The organism is Streptomyces sp. NPDC048291, assembly GCF_043201715.1.
Classification (GTDB): domain Bacteria; phylum Actinomycetota; class Actinomycetes; order Streptomycetales; family Streptomycetaceae; genus Streptomyces.
Genome location: NZ_JBICZC010000007.1, coordinates 31,755 through 50,662 on the forward strand (window position 1 = coordinate 31,755; position 18,908 = coordinate 50,662).

Annotated in this window: 17 protein-coding genes; 8 read left to right on the forward strand and 9 right to left on the reverse strand. The window is 73.7% G+C overall.

The window, feature by feature from the left end:
* The first annotated feature begins 11 nt into the window (after positions 1–11).
* Both ACGF5O_RS19570 and ACGF5O_RS19575 read left to right on the forward strand, forming a co-directional pair.
* Positions 12–1,016, forward strand: a complete 1,005-nt coding sequence (locus tag ACGF5O_RS19570; protein ID WP_393811118.1) for an alpha/beta fold hydrolase — start codon at positions 12–14, stop codon at positions 1,014–1,016.
* Complete coding sequence (locus ACGF5O_RS19575; RefSeq protein WP_393811119.1) at positions 1,013–1,471, forward strand: cupin domain-containing protein; 459 nt, start codon at positions 1,013–1,015, stop codon at positions 1,469–1,471. The genes ACGF5O_RS19570 and ACGF5O_RS19575 overlap by 4 nt, the downstream gene beginning before the upstream one ends.
* 6 nt (positions 1,472–1,477) lie before the next feature.
* Here ACGF5O_RS19575 and ACGF5O_RS19580 read toward each other — a convergent pair whose 3' ends face one another.
* The 8 genes from ACGF5O_RS19580 to ACGF5O_RS19615 form a co-directional block, all read right to left on the reverse strand.
* On the reverse strand, positions 1,478–4,453 hold the full coding sequence (locus tag ACGF5O_RS19580; RefSeq protein WP_393811120.1) for an AAA family ATPase: 2,976 nt from the start codon (positions 4,451–4,453) through the stop codon (positions 1,478–1,480).
* A gap of 93 nt (positions 4,454–4,546) precedes the next feature.
* A complete protein-coding gene (locus ACGF5O_RS19585) occupies positions 4,547–4,963 on the reverse strand; it encodes an NUDIX hydrolase (RefSeq protein ID WP_393811121.1) in 417 nt (138 codons plus the stop codon).
* A complete protein-coding gene (locus ACGF5O_RS19590; protein WP_393811122.1) occupies positions 4,960–5,982 on the reverse strand; it encodes a CHAD domain-containing protein in 1,023 nt (340 codons plus the stop codon). Before ACGF5O_RS19590 ends, ACGF5O_RS19585 begins: the two co-directional genes overlap by 4 nt.
* A complete protein-coding gene (locus ACGF5O_RS19595) occupies positions 5,963–8,320 on the reverse strand; it encodes an RNA degradosome polyphosphate kinase (protein ID WP_393811123.1) in 2,358 nt (785 codons plus the stop codon). Before ACGF5O_RS19595 ends, ACGF5O_RS19590 begins: the two co-directional genes overlap by 20 nt.
* A 196-nt stretch (positions 8,321–8,516) precedes the next feature.
* Positions 8,517–9,323 (reverse strand): hypothetical protein, encoded by an 807-nt coding sequence (locus ACGF5O_RS19600; RefSeq protein ID WP_393811124.1) that lies wholly within the window; start codon positions 9,321–9,323, stop codon positions 8,517–8,519.
* Complete coding sequence (locus ACGF5O_RS19605) at positions 9,320–10,234, reverse strand: ABC transporter permease (RefSeq protein WP_393811125.1); 915 nt, start codon at positions 10,232–10,234, stop codon at positions 9,320–9,322. The genes ACGF5O_RS19600 and ACGF5O_RS19605 overlap by 4 nt, the downstream gene beginning before the upstream one ends.
* A complete protein-coding gene (locus ACGF5O_RS19610; protein WP_393811126.1) occupies positions 10,231–11,109 on the reverse strand; it encodes an ABC transporter ATP-binding protein in 879 nt (292 codons plus the stop codon). Before ACGF5O_RS19610 ends, ACGF5O_RS19605 begins: the two co-directional genes overlap by 4 nt.
* Positions 11,106–11,507, reverse strand: a complete 402-nt coding sequence (locus tag ACGF5O_RS19615; RefSeq protein ID WP_393811555.1) for a GntR family transcriptional regulator — start codon at positions 11,505–11,507, stop codon at positions 11,106–11,108. The genes ACGF5O_RS19610 and ACGF5O_RS19615 overlap by 4 nt, the downstream gene beginning before the upstream one ends.
* 111 nt (positions 11,508–11,618) lie before the next feature.
* Between ACGF5O_RS19615 and ACGF5O_RS19620 the strand changes: the two genes are divergently transcribed.
* From ACGF5O_RS19620 to ACGF5O_RS19640, 5 genes are all read left to right on the forward strand, one after another.
* On the forward strand, positions 11,619–12,167 hold the full coding sequence (locus tag ACGF5O_RS19620) for an RNA polymerase sigma factor (protein WP_393811127.1): 549 nt from the start codon (positions 11,619–11,621) through the stop codon (positions 12,165–12,167).
* Positions 12,164–12,973 (forward strand): zf-HC2 domain-containing protein, encoded by an 810-nt coding sequence (locus ACGF5O_RS19625; protein WP_393811128.1) that lies wholly within the window; start codon positions 12,164–12,166, stop codon positions 12,971–12,973. The genes ACGF5O_RS19620 and ACGF5O_RS19625 overlap by 4 nt, the downstream gene beginning before the upstream one ends.
* 112 nt (positions 12,974–13,085) lie before the next feature.
* The gene (locus tag ACGF5O_RS19630; protein WP_393811129.1) at positions 13,086–13,976 is read left to right on the forward strand and encodes an ABC transporter ATP-binding protein; all 891 of its coding nucleotides are present in this window, start codon (positions 13,086–13,088) and stop codon (positions 13,974–13,976) included.
* Entirely contained in the window at positions 13,973–15,514 is a 1,542-nt protein-coding gene (locus ACGF5O_RS19635; RefSeq protein ID WP_393811130.1) for an ABC transporter permease, read from the forward strand. Before ACGF5O_RS19630 ends, ACGF5O_RS19635 begins: the two co-directional genes overlap by 4 nt.
* Positions 15,515–15,639: 125 nt before the next feature.
* Positions 15,640–15,798, forward strand: a complete 159-nt coding sequence (locus tag ACGF5O_RS19640) for a hypothetical protein (protein ID WP_393811131.1) — start codon at positions 15,640–15,642, stop codon at positions 15,796–15,798.
* 55 nt (positions 15,799–15,853) lie between these two features.
* Here ACGF5O_RS19640 and mshD read toward each other — a convergent pair whose 3' ends face one another.
* Positions 15,854–16,783, reverse strand: a complete 930-nt coding sequence (gene mshD, locus ACGF5O_RS19645) for a mycothiol synthase (protein WP_393811132.1) — start codon at positions 16,781–16,783, stop codon at positions 15,854–15,856.
* 169 nt (positions 16,784–16,952) lie between these two features.
* On the opposite strand from mshD, the gene ACGF5O_RS19650 reads away from it, so the two are divergent.
* Positions 16,953–18,749 (forward strand): bifunctional metallophosphatase/5'-nucleotidase, encoded by a 1,797-nt coding sequence (locus ACGF5O_RS19650; protein WP_393811133.1) that lies wholly within the window; start codon positions 16,953–16,955, stop codon positions 18,747–18,749.
* The last annotated feature ends 159 nt before the right edge of the window (positions 18,750–18,908 follow it).

Here is an 18,908-nt window from a genome sequence, read left to right on the forward strand (position 1 = left end):
TGGAGTTCCCCGTGCGACACCTGTCCGCTGCCGCCACCCCGAGAGTCCTGACCCTGCTGGCCACGGCGGCGGCGCTCGGCCTCACCGCCGCCGGCGCCACGCAGCACGCGACCGCCGCGCCCGCCACCCGGGCCGCCGCCGTGCAGGAGGACCTGCCGGCCGGCTTCACCCAGCACCGGACGCAGGTCGGCACCGTCGGCCTCAACTACGTGATCGGCGGCCACGGCCCGACCCTGGTCCTGCTGCACGGCTACCCGCAGACCTGGTACGAGTGGCGGCACATCATGCCCGCGCTCGCCGAGCACTACACGGTCATCGCCCCCGACCTGCCGGGCGCCGGCAGCAGCGACGCCCCGGCCACCGGCTACGACAAGAAGACCATGGCCGCGGACATCCACGGCCTGCTCGCCAAGATCGGCCACGACAAGGACATCCGGCTCGTCGGGCACGACATCGGCACGATGGTCGCCTACTCCTACGCCGCCGCGCACCCCGCCGACGTGAAGAAGCTCGTGCTCAGCGAGGCCCCGATCCCGGACCCGGGCATCTACAGCTTCCCGTCGCTGACGGCGAACGGCCCCGGCGCCTGGCACTTCGGCTTCTTCGCCCTCGGCAACGGCCTGCCCGAGGACCTCATCCAGGGCCGCGAGGAGGTGTGGACGGACCGGTTCATCGACAACCTGGAGGTCCAGAAGGGCGCGGTCACCCCCGACGACGTCGCGGTCTTCGCCGGCTACCTGAAGGACCCGGCCCATCTCCGGGCGAGCCTGGCCTGGTTCCGGACGCTGCCGCAGGACATGAAGAACGACGCCGTCTACCAGAAGAAGAAGCTGACCATGCCCGTGCTCGCGATCGGGGCCGACGGCAGCCTCGGCGACTCCGTGCCCAAGCAGGTCAAGAAGTACGCGACCCACGTCACCGGGGTCGTCGTACCCGACTCCGGCCACTGGCTCTACGAGGAACACCCGGCGGAGATGACCCGCATCCTGCTCACCTTCCTGAAGGGACGGTCATGACCGCTCCGCACACGGCCGCGGAGCCGTTCTGGTTCCTCGGCGGGCAGGCCCGCGTGCTGGTGCCCAGCCGGGCGACCGGCGGATCCATCAGCGTCATGGAGTTCACCGACGCCGCAGGCCACGCGCCCCCGCTGCACGTCCACGAGGACGAGGAGGAGGTCTGGATCGTCCTGGACGGGAAGGTGACCTTCTTCGTCGGCGACCAGAAGTTCGACCTCGAACCCGGCCAGGCCGCGCACGGCCCGCGTGGCGTCGCGCACAGCTACCTCGTGCGCAGCAAGTCCGCCCGGCTGGCCACCGTCTTCTCGCCGGCCAACGTCGAGGACTGGTTCGTGGCCAACGGCACGCCGGTGTCCAGCGTCGACGAGGCCCCGGCCGCCTTCGACATCGGCGCGATCATCGCCTCGGCCGAGGCGTACCGGGTACGGGTCGCCGGACCTCCGCCCACCGAGTAGCACCGCTCAGAGCCGGGGCTCGGCATCCAGCGCGGACGCCAGGTGGCGCCGTGAGGTGATGCCGAGCTTCCGGAAGACCTTGCCGAGGTGGTACTCGACGGTCGAGACGCTGATGAACAGCCGGACCGCGATGTCGGCGTTCATCACCCCGTCGGCCGCGAGCCGGGCCACCTCCCGCTCCCGGGGCGTCAGTTCGCGATCGGCCGGCGCGGTACGGGCCCGGGCCTGTTCGCCGGCGGCCGCGAGCTCGGCGCGGGCCCGCTCGGCGAAGGCCGCGGCCCCCATCCCGGTGAACAACCGGTGGGCCGTGCGCAGTTGCTCCCGGGCGTCGCCGCGCCGCCTGCGCCGCCGCAGCCACTCCCCGAACAGCAGATGGGACCGGGCCGTCTCGGTGACGATCCCGGTGCGGCCGAGCAGCTCCACGGACTCGGCGTAGTAGGCCTCCGCGTGCTCGTCGTCGGCCATCAGCGCCCGGCAGCGGGCCAGCAGGCCCCGCGCCCAGGGGGTGCCGCTCGCCGCCGCGCGCGCCTCCAGACGGGCCAGGGCCTGCTTCGCGGCGCGGTGGTCGCCGCTGCGCACGCCGGCCTCGACCACCTCGTGGAGCACCCGGCTCCCGGTGCCGGGGCGGTCCTTCTCCAGCGCCACGCGCGCGCAGGCCAGCGCCTGCGGGTACCGGCCGAGGCCGGTCTCCAGGACGGCGAGACAGGTCCGGGCCCGGTCGCCGAAGTCGTCGTTGCCGTACCGCCGCACCCAGACCTCCGCGATCTCGGCCGCGGCCGCCCGGGTCTCGGCCTCCCGGCCGCTCCAGGCCAGCAGCTCGATCCGCTGGGCGGGCCCGTGCGGGGGCAGGCCCGTGGCGGCGGCGAGCTCCGCGGCCTCCTCGAAGGCGGCCCGGGCCGCGTCGAACCGGCCCGCCCGCACGTCCCACAGGGCCTGGACCATGAGAGCGGTCTGGAGGGCGCCCAGCGCGCCGGTGCCCCGGCTCTGGCCGGCCAACCGGGTACAGGCCTCCCGTCCGCCCACCTCGTCCCACACGTCCTCGGCCGCGAACAGGGCGAGCACCGCCAGCGGAACACCGGTCCCGTCGTCCGCGTTCTCGTCGTTCTCGTCGTTCTCGTCGTTCTCTTCGGGTCCTTCGTCCTCGTTCGGGAGCGGCTCGCTCCCGAACGCCCTGAGCGCCTGCCGCAACAGCGGTACGGCCGACGGGTAGTCGTCGTGGAGCCGCGCGGCGAGCCCCCTGAGCAGGAGGTCGGTGGCCGCGGAACCCGCCGACCGCAGCGCCGGGGACGCCAGCACCGCGGCGGCGAACGCGTACGGCGTGGTGGCGTCGGTGCCTTCGGTGCCGCCGTGGCCGCCGTGGCCGCCGTGGCCCACGACCACTGCCGCGAGCCCCTCGATCAGCAGCCGGCGGGCCAGCGGGGCGTCGGACTCGGCGACGCGGCCGGCGGCGTCCAGCAGGCGTGCGGGTATGCCGGTCAGCCGCACGAAGTACAGGTCCACCCGTGCCCTCGTCTGCCGGACGCGGGCGCGCAGGAGGGCGTCGCCGGGGCCCAGTTCGGTCTCGGCCCGGTCCAGGGCGGCCTGTGCGGACGCCGGGTTCCCGAGCGCGAGGTGGGCGCGGGCGGCGGCGAGGAAGCGCGGGGCCCGGTCGGTGGGGGACAGTTCGGCCGCACGGGAGAGGAAGGCCGCCTCGGCGGCGGGTCCGCCAACGGCCCGTGCGGGTCGCGCGGCTGCCTCGAGTTCGTCGGCGACCTCCGCGTCGAGTCCGGCCGTCGCCTCGGCGCGGTGCCAGGCCCGGCGGTCCGGGGCGCGCACCGGGTCGGTGACCGCGGCGAGCGCCGCGTGCACGAGGCGGCGGTCCGCCGCCTCGGCGCCCCAGTAGACGGCGGCCCTGACCACCGGACGCCGGAACCCGGACGGGTGCCCGCGGGTGAGGACGCCCGCGGCCACCGCCGGGTCCACGGCGCCCGCGGGTATGCCGAGATACCCGGCCGCACGCCAGCGCTCCACCGGTTCCCGCGGCGAGGCCGCCGCCATGACCAGCAGCAGTGTCCGGGTCTCGGCGGGCAGCGCGCGGACCCGGCGCAGAAGGTGCGCCCGGAGCGGGCCGGGGACCGGCAGCGCCGCGGGCAGCGGGGCGGTGCCGGAGAGCTGCTCCGCGGTCAGCGTGCGGGTGAGCCGGAGCAGCGCCAGCGGGTTGCCCCCGGTCTCGGCGGCGATCCGGTCGGCCACCGCCGGGTCGACCCGCCCGGCGCCGTGCGCCGCGAGCAGGTCACGGGCGTCGCCCGGGGGCAGCCCCACCAGAGACAGCACAGGCATCCCGTCGAACGGAGCCGGTCCCCCACGGCCGCCGTCGTGGCTGCGGCTGTGGTCGCGGTAGCGGTCCCCGTCGAGGCCGTAGTCGCGGTCGTAGTCGCCCTCGCGGCCGGCGAGCACCAGCGTGACCGCGTCGCCGTGCAGGCACCGGCCGGTGAAGGCCAGGACGTCGGCGGACTCGGGGTCCAGCCACTGCGCGTCGTCGACCAGGGCCAGCAGGGGGCGTGTCGAGGCGGCGCCGGTGAGCAGCGTGAGGGTTGCAACGCCGGTCAGGTAGCGGTCGGCGGCGGCCCCGGGTGCTGCCCCGGGTGCCAGGCCGTACGCGGCTCCGAGCGCCTCGCGTTGGGGCGGCGGAAGCGTGTCGAGGCCGTCCAGGAGGGGGCGGAGCAGACGGTGCAGGGCCGCGAAGCCGTGCCCCGCCTCCGACCGTACCCCTGCGATCCTGACGACCCGGTGCTCCGGGCAGCTCGCGGCCAGCCGGTCCAGCAGCCGGGTCTTGCCGATCCCCGGCTCACCGACCAGCAGCACCGCGCCGCCGCGTCGTCCTTCCTGAACGCCCGTCACATGGTCGGCGAGCAGCCGCAGTTCCGCGTGACGGCCGACGAGCGGGACCCGGCCGGGGGTCCGAGTGTGCCCGGACGGGTGTTCGGACGGGTGTTCGGTCATGTCCGAAGCCAAGCAGCTGCCGCCGCTCGACTCCCCAGGGCCGGACCCCAGTCGGACCCTGGTTCCGTCGAGCCCCCCAAGGGGCGTTGTCGGCTAAGGCGCGTTGTGCAGTGCGGCCAGCAGTTCGTCCACCAGCTCGGCGTCCCGCGGCTGGGTCAGGCGCTGCCGGGCCTCCACCGGGCGGAGCCAGAGGATCCGGTCCACCTCGTGGTTCGGGGTGAAGTGCCCCTCGCCCGCCTCGCCGGCCCAGTAACGGACCTCCTTGGGGCGGCCGTTGGCGTAGTAGTGGGCGGTGGAGAGCTCGTTGCCGAGGGCGGCCGTGTAGCCGGTCTCCTCGGCCACCTCGCGCAACGCGCCCGCCCCCGCGTCCTCGCCCCGCTTGAGCTTGCCCTTGGGGTGCGACCAGTCGTCGTACTTGGGGCGGTGGACGAGGCAGACCTCCAGGCCGCCGTCGACCGGCGAGCGGCGCCACAGGACGCAGCCCGCCGCCAGCACCGGGGTGTCGGTCACACGGCCTCCACCCGCTGCTTCTGCCACGCCTGCTGGAAGGCGAACCGGGCCGCCTCCACCTCGTGCCGCTGGTCGGCGTGGAGGACGCCGAGGGCGTAGGCCGTCGCGGGGGCGATGCGCGGGGTGCGGGCCGCGGAGGCGGCAGCGGCGGCGGCTTCCGAGGCGTCGCGGTGCCGGTTCAGGGCCTGCCCGGCCGCGAGCAGCCGCACGTCCACGGGCGCGTCCCCGCCGCACAGCACCTCGCGGGCGTAGCGGTGCAGGCGGAGCAGGAGGCGGACCTGGTGCCAGGGGCCGTCCTGTGGGTGCGGGGACGGGTCCGGGGACAGGCCGTGGACCAGGGCCTCCGCGTTGTACGGGTGGCCCGCGGTGACCAGGGGGAGGGCCGCGATGGCGTCGGTGAGCCGCTCCTCGGCCGCCGACGCCAGCGGGCGCAGGTCGGTCGTGGGCGCCGCGGCCGTCAGCGGGACCTCGCTGGCCAGCACCGCGACCTTGTCGGCGACCGCGTGGAAGCGGGAGGAGCCGAGCGCCTGGAGGGCCGTGGAGTGGGCCCGGGTGCGGGCCAGGGTGAGCTGGCGGTCGAGGAGGGCGCCCGCCTTGGCCGCGCCCACCGTCAGGTTGCCGCGCTCGGTCACCGTCTCCGAAGTGGCCTGGCCCGGCAGGCTCGTCGAGCCGGAGAGGCGGTGCAGCGCCAGCAACAGGCGCTCCAGCCGGGCCTCGTAGGCGTGTTCGAGGCCCAACGTGCCTGACAGCCAGGCCAGTTCGGGGCGGATCTCCTCGGACCAGTCGGTCTCCAGGAGTGGTCGGAAGGTGTGCAGGCTGCCGCTGATGCGCCGGGCCGAGCGGCGCAGGGCGCGGGCCGCGTCGACGGACTCCTCCGTCGCGCTCACCGTCCCGGTCTCCCGGTGCAGGCGCAGCGCGCGGAGGAACTCCGTGGCCTGGGCGCGCAGGTAGCCCGCGAGGGCGTCCCCGGTCGTCACCCGGGCCGTCGGGTCCGTCGGTTCAAGGTGTTGCTGTGCCACGCCGGCGCCTCCGGGCGTCTATGAGCATCTCCTGGATGTTGCGCAGGGGCTGGCCGTCCGCGTCGGTCGCGTGCCGGGTCCATTCGCCGTCCGGGCCCAGGTGCCAGGAGGAGGTGGAGTCGGACATGCCGGACTCGAGGAACCGGTTGAGCGAGGCCCGGTGAGCCGGGTCGACGACCCGGACCAGCGCCTCTATCCGGCGGTCGAGGTTGCGGTGCATCATGTCGGCGCTGCCTATCCACACCTCGGGCTCGCCGCCGTTGCCGAAGGCGAAGACCCGGGAGTGCTCCAGGAAGCGGCCGAGGATCGAGCGGACCCGGACGGTCTCCGACAGACCCGCGACACCCGGGCGGATCGCGCAGATGCCGCGCACCCAGACGTCGACCGGCACGCCCGCCATGGACGCGCGGTACAGGGCGTCGATGATCGCCTCGTCCACCATCGAGTTGACCTTGATGCGGATGAACGCGGGGCGGCCGGCCCGGTGGTGCTGTATTTCCTTCTCGATGCGCGCGATCAGTCCGTCGCGCAGCGACTTGGGGGCCACCAGCAGGCGGCGGTAGGTCTCCCGGCGGGAGTAGCCGGAGAGCCGGTTGAACAGGTCGGACAGGTCCGCGCCGACCTGCGGGTCGGCGGTGAGCAGGCCGAGGTCCTCGTACAGGCGGGCGGTCTTCGGGTGGTAGTTGCCGGTGCCCACGTGGCTGTAGCGGCGGAGCGTCTCGCCCTCCTGACGGACCACCAGGGACAGCTTGCAGTGGGTCTTCAGACCGACCAGGCCGTAGACGACGTGGCAGCCGGCCTCTTCCAGCTTGCGCGCCCACTTGATGTTGGCGTGCTCGTCGAAGCGGGCCTTGATCTCGACCAGGACGAGGACCTGCTTGCCGGCCTCGGCGGCGTCGATGAGCGCGTTGACGATCGGGGAGTCGCCTGAGGTCCGGTACAGGGTCTGCTTGATCGCGAGGACGTCCGGGTCCTCGGCGGCCTGCTCGACGAAGGCCTGTACGGAGGTGGAGAAGCTGTCGTACGGGTGGTGCAGCAGCACGTCCCGCTCGCGCAGGGCCGCGAAGATGTCGGGCGCGGACGCCGACTCGACCTCGGCGAGGTCGCGGTGGGTGCCCGCGATGAACTTGCGGTACTTCAGCTCCGGCCGGTCCAGGCCCGCGATGCGGAACAGGCCGGTGAGGTCGAGCGGTCCCGGCAGCGGGTAGACCTCCGCCTCGGAGATCTTCAGCTCGCGCACCAGCAGGTCGAGCACCTCGCGGTCGATGGACTCCTCGACCTCCAGGCGCACCGGCGGCCCGAAGCGGCGCCGCATGAGCTCCTTCTCCAGGGCCTGGAGCAGGTTCTCCGCGTCGTCCTCCTCGACCTCCAGGTCCTCGTTCCGGGTCAGCCGGAAGGCGTGGTGCTCCACGACCTCCATGCCCGGGAACAGCTCCTCCAGGTGGGCGGCGATGACGTCCTCGATGGGGACGTACCGGCCCGGGGAGCTCTCCAGGAAGCGGGACAGCGACGGCGGCACCTTCACGCGGGCGAAGTGCTTGTGACCGCTGACCGGGTTGCGTACGACCACGGCCAGGTTCAGGGAGAGGCCCGAGATGTAGGGGAACGGGTGCGCCGGGTCGACCGCCAGCGGGGTCAGGACCGGGAAGATCTGGTGCCGGAAGAGCGTGAAGAGCCGCGCCTGCTCCTTCTCGGTCAGCTCGGCCCAGCGGACCAGGTGGACGCCCTCCTCCGCGAGCGCGGGGGCGACGTCCTCGTGGTAGCAGGCGGAGTGCCGGGCCATGAGCTCGCGGGAGCGGGCCCAGATCATCTCCAGCACCTCGCGGGGCTGCAGCCCGGAGGCGGAGCGGGTGGCCACCCCGGTGGCGATCCGGCGCTTCAGGCCCGCCACCCGGACCATGAAGAACTCGTCCAGGTTGCTCGCGAAGATCGCCAGGAAGTTCGCCCGCTCCAGCAGGGGGGTGTTCGGGTCCTCGGCCAGTTCGAGTACCCGCTCGTTGAACGCGAGCCAGCTACGCTCCCGGTCGAGGAAGCGCCCCTGGGGCAGCTGCACCCCGTCGACCTGCGACTCCTCGTACGTGTCGAGGTCGGCGTCGAGGTCGGGTTCCAGGTCGGAGACCACGGCGGCCACGGTGTGCGGGCGGTGTGCGGCTATGGAGCCCACGGAGGGCTGGGCGTGGTGAACCTCGGCTGCCTGGGCGTTCTGCTGACTCATGACCCCATTCTTCCGCGCCCGGGCCGTGACGGGCGCGTCGGAGCGTGCGGGTGGGAGCTGGACGACCCCGTTTCCCGCGAACCCCTCGGGGGGCGGCGAAGGCTCTGGCACGGCGGGCTTCATTGGCTGAGCGTCGCAAGTCCGTCTGAACCAATGGTTACGAAGACATGGCGTATGGGATAGCGGCGGGAGGCTCGCGGGCGTCTGTGATCAGCCCGAGGAGGCCTTGGGGATCACGAAAGCGACGATCCTGTACGACCTTCCCACCGGCCCCGCGCGCCCTTGGTCCGTCCGGGGGACACACGGGACCGACGGTCCCTCAGCGGGTCCGGCGGCGCAAGAGCCAGAACGCGCCGACCGTGGCCGCGGCGGCCAGGGCGAGCACCATCGCGGTGGCGGCGAGTTGCAGGGCCCAGAAGCCGTGCAGCGGGCCGCGCAGCGGCAGCCACGCCTTGCGCAGGTAGAGCCTGACCGCCAGGGTCACGGCGGCGGCCGCGCCGAGCGCCGGGAGGGTGCGGCCGAGCGCGAGCCCGGCGAGGGCGCCGACGGCGAGGCCGAGCAGGAGCAGGGCCGGCAGCAGCGGGCCGTGCGCGATGAAGACGCGGTCGTAGGTCCAGTTGCTGACCAGCTGCGGCCGGTCGGAGCTCCACACCCAGCCGAAGACCAGGGCGAGCAGCCCGCCCCCGGCGGCCAGCGGCAGGGCGGCCACGGTCAGCTTGCCGGCCAGCCAGCGGGCCGGGGACACGGACTGGGTCCAGGCGACCCGGGCGGTGCCGGACTCCAGCTCGCGGCCGATCAGCGCCCCGCCCGCCCAGGCGGCGACGGCCACACAGGAGTAGCCGAGGGCCTCGCCGAGGAAGTTGACGACGTTGGTGGCGTCGGTGAACGCCGAGTAATCGCAGCCGGGGAGGGAGTCGGCGGTCATGGGGGCGTAGCGGAAGAAGCTCCGGCAGGCCCGCTCGGCGGGTACCTCCGAGAAGTGCACCCAGAGCAGCCAGCCCGTCACGAGCAGCCCGAACGCGGCCCAGACGAGCAGCGCGGGGCGATGCAGCCTGCGCAGCGAGCGGTGGGCGACCGCGGGCCCGGGTGCGGGCCCGGGTGCGGGGCTGGCGGGCAGGGCGGTCATCGGGCGGTCTTCTTTCCGGTCAGGCGGCGCAGTGCCAGGTAGCAGCCGAGGGTGAGCAGGGCCGCCACGGCGAGGAGCACGGCGGTGGTGGTGAGCTGGAGCGGCCAGGAGTGGGCGGCGGGGTGGTAGTCGCCGTAGGGGACGTCGTCGGCGAGCTTGCCCGACCGCCAGGTCCAGGAGCTGTTGGGGAGGGCGAAGTAGGCCTCGCCGCTGCTGGTCCTCGTCGGCCACAGGCGGGGCATGAGCAGCTGGGCGGCGGTCCAGACCGCGCCGGTCAGGAGCAGGCCGAGGCCGAGGGCGGGCAGGGTGCGGCGGGACAGCAGTCCCGTCAGCGCGCCCGCGGCCAGGCCGCACAGGGCCAGGGCGACGAGGGTGGGGCCGTTGGTGTGGAAGGTCGGGATGTCGTACCACTGCTTGGCGGTGTCGATACGGCCGTTGCCCGCGGCCCAGGCCAGGTGGTGCAGCCAGACCAGCAGCGCGGTCCCGGCGGCGACGACCGCGGCCGGTACCGCGAGCCGGACGGTCAGCCAGCGCACGGGGGTGCTGGACTGCGTCCAGCCGAGCCGGGCGGTGCCGGACTCCAGTTCCCTGCCGAACGCGCCGCCGGCCCAGGCGGCCGCCAGGAAGGGGACCGCGGCCAGGGCCAGGGTGACGTAGTTGTACCAGTCCTTGTAGCGCAGGATCGCGTTCTGGTTGTACGTGCAGTGTTCCCAGTCCGTGCAGGCGTCGTACTGGCGCCAGGCGTCGGCCGCGGCGTCGGTCAGCGGGCCGTGCAGGAGGAGGAGCAGGGCGGTGAGGGCCAGGACCAGTCCCGTCCAGACGTACAGCGCGGGGCGGTGCAGGCGCAGCAGCCAGCGGGCGAGGTGGGCCCGGGCGGCGGGCGCGGGCGCGGGTGCGGTCAGGGTGGTCATACGGTGGCCTCCACCGCGGTCAGGGCCGGGGCCTCGGGGTTGCGGAGGTGGGCGAGGACCAGTTCCTCCAGGGAGGGGGCGTCGGTGCGCCAGTCGGCGGGCAGCGGGCCGGCCGGGCGGACCAGGGCGGTGAGCTGGCGGCCGGTGGTCCGGGAGTCCACGACGGTGTGCGGGGCGAGATCGGTGCCGGCGCCGGCGGCGACCCGGGCGTGGGCGGCCAGCAGGTCGTCGATCTCGCCGGCCAGCCGGACCCGGCCGCCGCCGATCAGCAGCAGGTGGTCGCAGGAGTCCTCCAGTTCGGCGACCACGTGCGAGGACATCGCGATGGTGGTGCCGCGCTGGGCCGCCTCCACCATCAGCACGCCCATCAGCTCGTGCCGGGCGAGCGGGTCGAGGTCGGCCATCGGCTCGTCGAGGAGGAGCAGTTCGGGCCGCTTGCCGAGGGCGAGGGCGAGCGCGACCCGGGTGCGCTGGCCGCCGGAGAGGGTGCGGACCCGGGACTTCGGGTCCAGGTCGCCGCCGGCCACGACCTCTTCGGCGGTGGCCGCGTCCCAGCGCTCCGGGTTGAGGTCGGCGCCCATCGCCAGCGTCTCGGCGATCGTGAGCTGCGGGTACAGCGGCTTGTCCTGGGCGACGTAACCGACCCTGCTGCGTGCCTCGGCCGGAGTGGTGCCGAGGACGGTCAGCTCGCCCTCGGTCGGGCCCAGCAGACCGGCGGCGAGGGCGAGGAGCGTGGACTTGCCCGCCCCGTTGGGGCCGACGACGGCGCAGACCCGCCCGGCGGGGAGCCGGAAGGCGCAGTCGCGCAGCGCCCAGCCCCCGCGCCGGCCGAACCGCTTGCCGAGCGCGGACGCCGCTATCGCGGTGTCGGTCATGAACTCTCTCCTTGGAGGTGCTTGGCGAAGTGTGTTTCCAGTACGGCGGTGAAGAGTGCGGCCACGTCGTCGCGGTCGAGGCCGGCCGCCCGGGCCCGGGCGGCCCAGTCCGCCAGCTCCCCGTGCAGGGGGGACTCGGCGGCCGGGGCGGTGCCGAGCGAGCGCTTGACGAAGGTGCCGAGGCCGCGCCGGGCCTCGACCAGGCCCTCGCGCTCCAGCTCCCGGTAGGCCTTGAGGACGGTGTTGGGGTTGATGGCGGTGGCCTCGACCACCTCGCGGGCGGTGGGCAGCTTGTCTCCCGGCTGGAGGTGACCCAGGCGCAGGGCCTGCTTGGTCTGCTGGACGATCTGGACGTAGGTGGAGACGCCGGAGCGCCGGTCGATGCGGTACTCGACCACCCGTTCCACCACCCTTTCACTAATTGAGTAGTGAAAGGGTGGTGGAAGTGCTGCCCGAAAGTCAACCCGGGATCCGTGAACCGATCGGCGGGGCTCGTGCGATGAGGAGACGTGAGCGGAACGAGAAGCGACGGTGAGCTGCTGCGGGCGGTCGCGGCGGACGCGGACCGGCGCGCCTTCGAGGAGCTGTACCGGCGGTACGCGCCGTGGCTGACCGCACGGTTGCGCGGCCGGTGCGCGGATCCGGCGGTCGTCGACGACGTCGTGCAGGAGACGTTCCTCGCGGTGTGGCGGGGGACCGCCAGGTACCGAGAGACCGAGAACGCCGACGCGGCCGGGTGGCTGTGGCGGATCGGGTCGCGGCGGCTGGTCGACGCGCTGCGCGGCGACGGGGCCCGCGGCCGGCTGCGGCAGGCACTGGCCCGGCTGCGGCACCGGGACGAGGTCTCGGCGGAGGAACGCGTGCTCGCGGGGGTGGAGCACGGGGACCTCGCCGGGGCCCTGGTCCGGCTCTCGCCCGAACTGCGGGCGGTGCTCCAGGCCACGGTGATCGACGGACTGACCACCCGGGAGGCCGCGGTCCTGCTCGGCATCCCGCCGGGCACGGTCAAGACCCGCGCGATGCGGGCGCGCAAGCAGTTGCGGGAGGAACTGGCATGACCTGGCACGTGTCTGAAGAAGATCTACGGGCGTACGCGCTCGGCGAGTTGGCGCCGCCGCTGCTGTGGTCGGCCGACACCCACGTCGGCTCCTGCGCCGCGTGCAGGGCGGTACTGGCGTCCGTGTCGGATCCGGTCGCGCTGGACGCCGGCTGGGAGCGGCTGGACGCCGAACTGGACGCGCCGAAGCCCGGCCTGGGCGAACGGCTGCTTGTCCGCCTCCGTGTCTCCGAGCCCACCGCTCGGCTGCTCACCGCGACCCCGGTACTGCGCAGGTCCTGGCTGGTGTCGGTGGCGTTCGTGCTGGCGGCGACGGTCCTGGTGGTCCACGCGGTGGACGCCCCGGCCCTGTTCCTGGCCCTCGCCCCGCTGCTCCCGCTGGCCGCGGTGGCCCTGTCGTACGGGCCGGTCCTCGACCCCACGTACGAGATCGCCGCGGTCGCCCCGACCCACGGCTTCCGGCTGCTGATGATCCGTACCGTGGCCGCGCTGACCGCCTCGCTCGGCCTCAACTGCCTGGCCGCGCTGGCCCTGCCCGGCTACGGCCTGCTCGCCTTCGGCTGGCTGCTGCCCGGCCTCGCGCTCACCGCGGCGGGCCTCGCCCTCTCCGTCCGGCTGGGCCCGCTGCTCGGGCCCGGACTGGTCGGCGGGGCGTGGACGGCCCTGATGGCGGTGGCGGCGATGCACCCGGCGCACACGCCGGCCGCCTTCACCACGGCCGGGCAGTCGGCGGCCGCCGCGCTCGCCGCACTCGCGACGCTCCTCCTCCACCAGGTACGGGACCGCTTCGACGCCAGGCCCTACTGACCGACGGCCCTGCCGCGCCACCGTGCCACCGCGCCACCGACCGACTGCCCGACTGCCCGTCTGCCCGTCTGATCGACTGCCCGTCTGATCGACTGATCGCTGGAGTCCTACGTTGACCACCACTGTCTCCGCCGCCGGCCTCACCGTGCGCTACGGCGGCACCCCGGCGCTCGACGGCGTCACGCTGTCCCTGACGGAAGGCGTCACGGGCCTGCTCGGGCCCAACGGCGCGGGGAAGACCACCCTGTTGAAGGTCCTCGCCACCGCCGTACCGCCGGACGGCGGCGCCTTCACGGTGTACGGCGAGGACCCGGCCACCCCGGCCGGCCGGCTCGCGGTCCGCCGCATGCTCGGCTACCTCCCGCAGACCCCCGGCTTCCACCCGGACTTCACGGCCTTCGAGTTCGTCGACTACGTCGCCATCCTCAAGGAGCGCACCGACCGGGGCGGCCGCCATCGCGAGGTGCGGCACGTCCTGGACCAGGTCGGTCTCGCCGACGTACGCGGCAGGCGGATCAAGCGGCTCTCCGGCGGGATGCGGCAGCGGGTCGCGCTGGCCGCCGCGCTCGTCGGCGACCCCCGGTTCCTGGTCCTGGACGAGCCGACGGTCGGACTCGACCCCGAACAGCGCATGCGGTTCCGGGAGTTGATCGCGGAGGCCGGCGAGGGCCGCACGGTGCTGCTGTCCACCCACCAGACCGAGGACGTGGCGATGCTCTGCAACCGGGTGGTCGTGCTCGTCGAGGGCCGGGTCCGCTTCGACGGCACACCGGCCCAGCTGACGGCCCGCGCGGCCGGCCGGGTGTGGAGCAGTACGGAACGCGCCCCGGGCGCGCGGGCGGGCTGGCGCACCGGCACCGGCACCTTCCGCAACGTCGGCGACCCGCCCACCGGCGCCGACCTGCTCGAACCGACCCTGGAGGACGGCTACCTGCTGGTCCTCGACGCGGAGAACGCGGCGGGCACCGAGGGCACGGCGGGTACGGAGGCGACGGCGGCATGACGACCGTACTCGTGCGGGAGCCCGGGACGGCCGGGCACGGGGGCCGCGAGCGCGACACCGCGTCCGCGTCCGTCTTCGCCCTGGCCGTGTTCGAGGCCCGCCAGCTCCTCGTGCAGATCCCGCTGCTGGTCTTCGGCCTGCTGTACCTCGCCTACGTCGGCTACGGCCTGTTCGGCCGGGACGAGGGCATGGACGCGTATCCCGTGCTGCACGACGTGGACCGCTCCACCCAGGGCGGCCCGGAGCTGTTCGCCGTGGCCCTGCTGGTGTGCGTGCACCGGGCGGCGCTGCTCGCGCGGCGGCGCGGTCTGGAGGAGCAGTTCGGGGTGCTGGCGATGTCGCCCGCGCGCCGCACGCTCGCCCACGCCCTGTCCGTCGTGCCCTTCGCGGTGGGCGTGGCCCTGGTGGTCGACGTCCAGTTCGCCCGGGCGGCGCTGCGGCCGGGCGCGGTCGGCCACGGCTCGGTCTTCGAACTGGCGGTGGCCCCGCTGACCGTCCTGCTCGCCGGTGCGGTCGGCGTGCTGCTGGCCCGGGTCCTGCCCCACCCGGCGGCCCCGCTGGTCTTCCTGCTCGCGATCGGGTTCGTCACCAGCCTGCTGCCCGGCGGTTCGGGCACGCACGGCGTGGACTGGCTGTGGCCGGCGGTGCTGGAGAACGGCGGCACCCCGGTCCCGGGCGAACTGCTGGGCCGCCCGGCGAGCTGGCACGCGCTGTACCTGCTGGGGCTGACGGTGCTGCTGGTGTGCGTGGCGATGCTGGTGGCCGGCGGCCGGGCGCGGCTCCTGAAGGCGGCGACCGCCGTGGCCCTGGTGGCGGCGGTGGCCGGCGTGGCCGGGCAGGCACCGGGGGACTCCACGGGGGTGCAGGCCGAGCGGAAGGCGGAGGCGGACCACCCGGCGAAGTTCCAGACGTGCGTGGAGCGGGCCGGCTCCCGGTACTGCGCGTACCCGGACTGGAAGGGCTGGGCGGTCGACTGGGCCGGAGTGGTGCACCGGGTCCAGTCCGAGGCGGGCGGCGAGCAGGCCACCACCCGCCTCACCGTCCGCCAGCGCATCCAGGAGATCACCGACCTCACCACGGACGCCACCCTCCCGACCAGCTCCACCCCGGGCACGGTCACCGTCGGCACCCAGTGGGGCGGCAACCGGGTCCCGGAGTTCGCGGTCGGGGTCGCCCGGGTCCTGGTCGCGGGCAACGAGCAGGCCTCCGTCGAGATGTGCGACGCCCGCCCGGTCACCACGATGTGGCTGGCCCTCGCCACCGACCCCACCCCCGAGGACACCTTCCGCCACCTCCGCATCGACGACAGCCTGGTGGGCTCGGCATCGGTCCTCACCCCGGACGGCGGCAGCATGTCCGTCTCGGCCCAGCAGACCGAGGTCGTACGCGAGCTGTTCCGCGAGCCCCACGACACGATCGCCGCCCGGGTGAAGTCCCACTGGCAGCAACTGGTCTCACCGCACACGACGACCGCCGAGGCGGCCCGCCTGCTCGGCGTGAAGACACCGAAGGGGCCGGACGACTGCCAGGCGGGCTGACGGGGGCATGATGGAGGCGACAGGCGACAGGCGACAGGCGACGGCGACAGACGTCAGGCGACAGGCGGGGTGGGGAGGCGGGTGTGGACAATCCCTTCCGGGACGGGGGACCGGCTGAGAGGGCGATGCCCTGGCTCTCGGCCGCCGTGGTCCTCGTCCTCGCCGTGGCCACCCTGGCGGGCGGCGCCGGGCCCCTCGTCAAGGCGCTCGCCGCGGCGGTCGCCGTCGCCGTGCTCGGCAGGTCCGCCTACCTGATCAACCGCAGGCGACCGCCGAACCGGTGAGGGACCCTCAAGGTCTCCCTCCCGGCCTTCCTCCCGGCCTTCCTCCCGGGCTCCCTCAGGTCTCCGTCCGGTACATCAGGTCCGTCTCGTGGGTCGTGAAGCCCAGGCGCTCGTAGACCGCGACCGCCGCCGTGTTGTCGGCGTCGACGTACAGCATCGCCGTGGGCAGGCCGCGGCCGGCCAGGTGGCGGAGGCCGACGGTGGTGAGGGACTTGCCGAGGCCGCCGCCCTGGGCGGCGGGGGAGACACCGAGGACGTAGACCTCGCCGAGGCGTTCCGCGTCGTGGACCTTCGTCCAGTGGAAGCCGAGGAGTTCGCCGCCGCGCTCCGCGAGGAAGAAGCCGGCCGGGTCGAACCACGGCTGAGCCTTGCGGTCGTCCAGGTCGCGCTGGGCGAGCGAGCCCTGTTCCGGGTGGTGGGCGAAGGCGGCGGCGTTGAGGGCGAGCCAGGCCGTGTCGTCCCGGCCGGGGACGAAGGTGCGGACGGTGACGCCCTCCGGCAGCTTCGGGTCCGGCAGGTCCAGGTCGGTCAACGGGCGGCGCATCTGGCGCAGTTCGCGGAACAGTGTGAGACCGAGGACCTGCGCGAGGTGGCGGGCCGCCGAGTGCCCGCCGTGCGCCCAGACCCGCAGCCGCTTGCCGGACGCGGCCAGCAGGGCGGCGCCCAGCGCGCGGCCGTGGCCGTGGCCCCGGTGCGCCGGGTGCACGACCAGCTCCGCGGCCGGCGCCTCCACCGGGTCGGTGTCCTCCAGCTGGGCGTAGCCGACGAGTTCGTCGCCGACGGAGAGGAGGAGATGGGAGACGCCCTCCCGGGCACCGCCGCTCAGCTGCAGGCGCCCCTGCTCGGACACCGGCTGCTGGCCGTCGGCCTCGGCGGCCCGCGCCAGCAGCTCCCGTACGGCCTCGGCCTGATCCGGGGTGAGCGCGGAGTAGGTGTCGATGGAGCGGGAGTACATGGGGGGCCGTGCGGTGTCGTCGCTGGTCATGCGTACGAGGGTACGGGGCGGGATCGGCAAAGTGCGGGCACCGGGGAAAGGTAAAGGGCAGGGCAACCGGCAACCAAGATGTAACCATGAACCCCCTGTTGCGCTACGCGCGTTGACCCTAGGCTGCGCCGGACCGGGCCACTTCTCAGCAGACCCACAGGGGGGTTCCATGCAAGCGAGGTCCAGACCGTCCAGACGGCGTTCGTACGCGCTGCTCGCGTCGGCCGCAGGGCTCGCCACCGTCGCAGCCCTGGCGAGCGCGCTGCCCGCCGACGCGCACTCCGGCAAGGGGCACGGGCACCACGGCCCCAGCCGCTACCAGGACGTCCAGCTGCTCTCCTTCAACGACCTGCACGGCAACCTGGAGCCGCCGTCCGGCTCCTCGGGCCGGGTCACCGAGACCCAGGCCGACGGGACGACCAAGACGATCGACGCCGGCGGTGTCGAGTACCTCGCCACGCACCTGCGGCAGGCCCGCAAGGGCAAGGCGTACTCCGTCACCGCCGCGGGCGGCGACATGGTGGGCGCCTCCCCGCTCATCTCCGGTCTCTTCCACGACGAGCCGACCATCGAGGCGCTCAACAAGCTCGACCTGGACGTCACCACGGTCGGCAACCACGAGTTCGACGAGGGCGCCAGGGAACTGGCCCGCCTCCAGAACGGCGGCTGCCACCCCACCGACGGCTGCTACACCGCCAAGAAGTTCAAGGGTGCCGACTTCCCCTACCTCGCGGCCAACGTCCTCGACGAGAAGACGGACAAGCCGATCCTCAAGCCGTACTGGGTCTGGCAGAAGAAGGACGTGAAGATCGGCTTCATCGGCGTCACCCTGGAGGGCACGCCCGGCATCGTCTCCGCCGACGGCGTCAAGGGCCTGGCCTTCAAGGACGAGGTCGAGACCATCAACAAGTACGCCAAGGTGCTCCAGCGCCAGGGCGTCCAGTCGATCGTGGCGCTGGTCCACGAGGGCGGCTTCCCGGCCTCCTCCAACTACAACTACGACTGCGACTCCGCGGGCGCCGGCAGCGGCATCTCCGGCCCGATCGTCGACATCGCGAAGAACGTGACCCCGGCGGTGGACGCGCTGGTGACCGGCCACACCCACACCGCGTACGTCTGCACGATCGACGACCCGGCCGGCAACCCCCGTATGGTCACCTCCGCCGCCTCCTTCGGCCGCCTCTACACCGACACCACCCTCACGTACGACCGCCGCACCGGCGACATCGCGCGTACGGCCGTGCAGTCGGCGAACCACGTGGTCACCCGGGACGTCGCCAAGGCGCCCGACATGACCGACCTGATCGGCAAGTGGAACGCCCTCGCCGCCCCGATCGGCAACCGTGCCATCGGCTACATCTCCGCCGACGTCAACAGCACCGGCACCGAGTCCCCGATGGGCGACCTGATCGCCGACGCCCAGTTCGCCTACGGCAGGGAACTGGACCCGGAGACCGACCTCGCGCTGATGAACCCGGGCGGGGTGCGGGCCGGGCTGACGTACGCGGCGAAGGGGAGTGAGGGCGACGGCGTCGTGACGTACGCCGAGGGCTTCACGGTCCAGCCCTTCGCCAACACGGTGAACCTCCAGGACTTCACCGGGGCCCAGCTGATCCAGGTGCTCAAGGAGCAGGTGAGCGGCAGCAACGCCGCCGCCCCGAAGATCCTTCAGCCCTCCAGGGGGCTCACCTACACGCTGGACCTGACGAAGACGGGCGCGGACCGTGTCGTCACCGACTCCGTGAAGCTGAACGGCACGGCCATCGACCCGGCCGCCACCTACCGCGTCGCCACCAACTCCTTCCTCGCGGGCGGCGGCGACGGCTTCACCACCCTCGGCCAGGGCACCGGCGACCTGGTCGGCACCGACGACCTCTCCGCCCTGGCCCAGTACCTGACGGCCAACTCCTCGGCCACGAGCCCGCTCGCGCCGCCGGCCACGGACCGGATCACGATCGTGCAGTAGGCACCGCCCACCCCCACCCAGGGCCCGGTACGCACCCCGTGCGTACCGGGCCCTTTCTGCTTGTTCCGTTGGATAAAACCTATGTGAGGCGCTGCACGGTTCCCAGTTGCTCCTGAAAATTCATCTCAGCCGTAATTCATCGAGGTCTAACTGAAAATG

Excerpts from the sequence above, each read along its gene's own strand:
- mshD (WP_393811132.1), bottom strand. The coding sequence starts at position 16,783 with ATGACCAGCGACGACACCGCACGGCCCCCCATGTACTCCCGCTCCATC.
- ACGF5O_RS19600 (WP_393811124.1), bottom strand. The coding sequence starts at position 9,323 with ATGACCGCCCTGCCCGCCAGCCCCGCACCCGGGCCCGCACCCGGGCCC.
- ACGF5O_RS19650 (WP_393811133.1), top strand. The coding sequence starts at position 16,953 with ATGCAAGCGAGGTCCAGACCGTCCAGACGGCGTTCGTACGCGCTGCTC.
- ACGF5O_RS19575 (WP_393811119.1), top strand. The coding sequence starts at position 1,013 with ATGACCGCTCCGCACACGGCCGCGGAGCCGTTCTGGTTCCTCGGCGGG.
- ACGF5O_RS19580 (WP_393811120.1), bottom strand. The coding sequence starts at position 4,453 with ATGACCGAACACCCGTCCGAACACCCGTCCGGGCACACTCGGACCCCC.
- ACGF5O_RS19610 (WP_393811126.1), bottom strand. The coding sequence starts at position 11,109 with ATGACCGACACCGCGATAGCGGCGTCCGCGCTCGGCAAGCGGTTCGGC.
- ACGF5O_RS19605 (WP_393811125.1), bottom strand. The coding sequence starts at position 10,234 with ATGACCACCCTGACCGCACCCGCGCCCGCGCCCGCCGCCCGGGCCCAC.
- ACGF5O_RS19640 (WP_393811131.1), top strand. The coding sequence starts at position 15,640 with ATGCCCTGGCTCTCGGCCGCCGTGGTCCTCGTCCTCGCCGTGGCCACC.
- ACGF5O_RS19595 (WP_393811123.1), bottom strand. The coding sequence starts at position 8,320 with ATGAAGCCCGCCGTGCCAGAGCCTTCGCCGCCCCCCGAGGGGTTCGCG.
- ACGF5O_RS19625 (WP_393811128.1), top strand. The coding sequence starts at position 12,164 with ATGACCTGGCACGTGTCTGAAGAAGATCTACGGGCGTACGCGCTCGGC.
- ACGF5O_RS19635 (WP_393811130.1), top strand. The coding sequence starts at position 13,973 with ATGACGACCGTACTCGTGCGGGAGCCCGGGACGGCCGGGCACGGGGGC.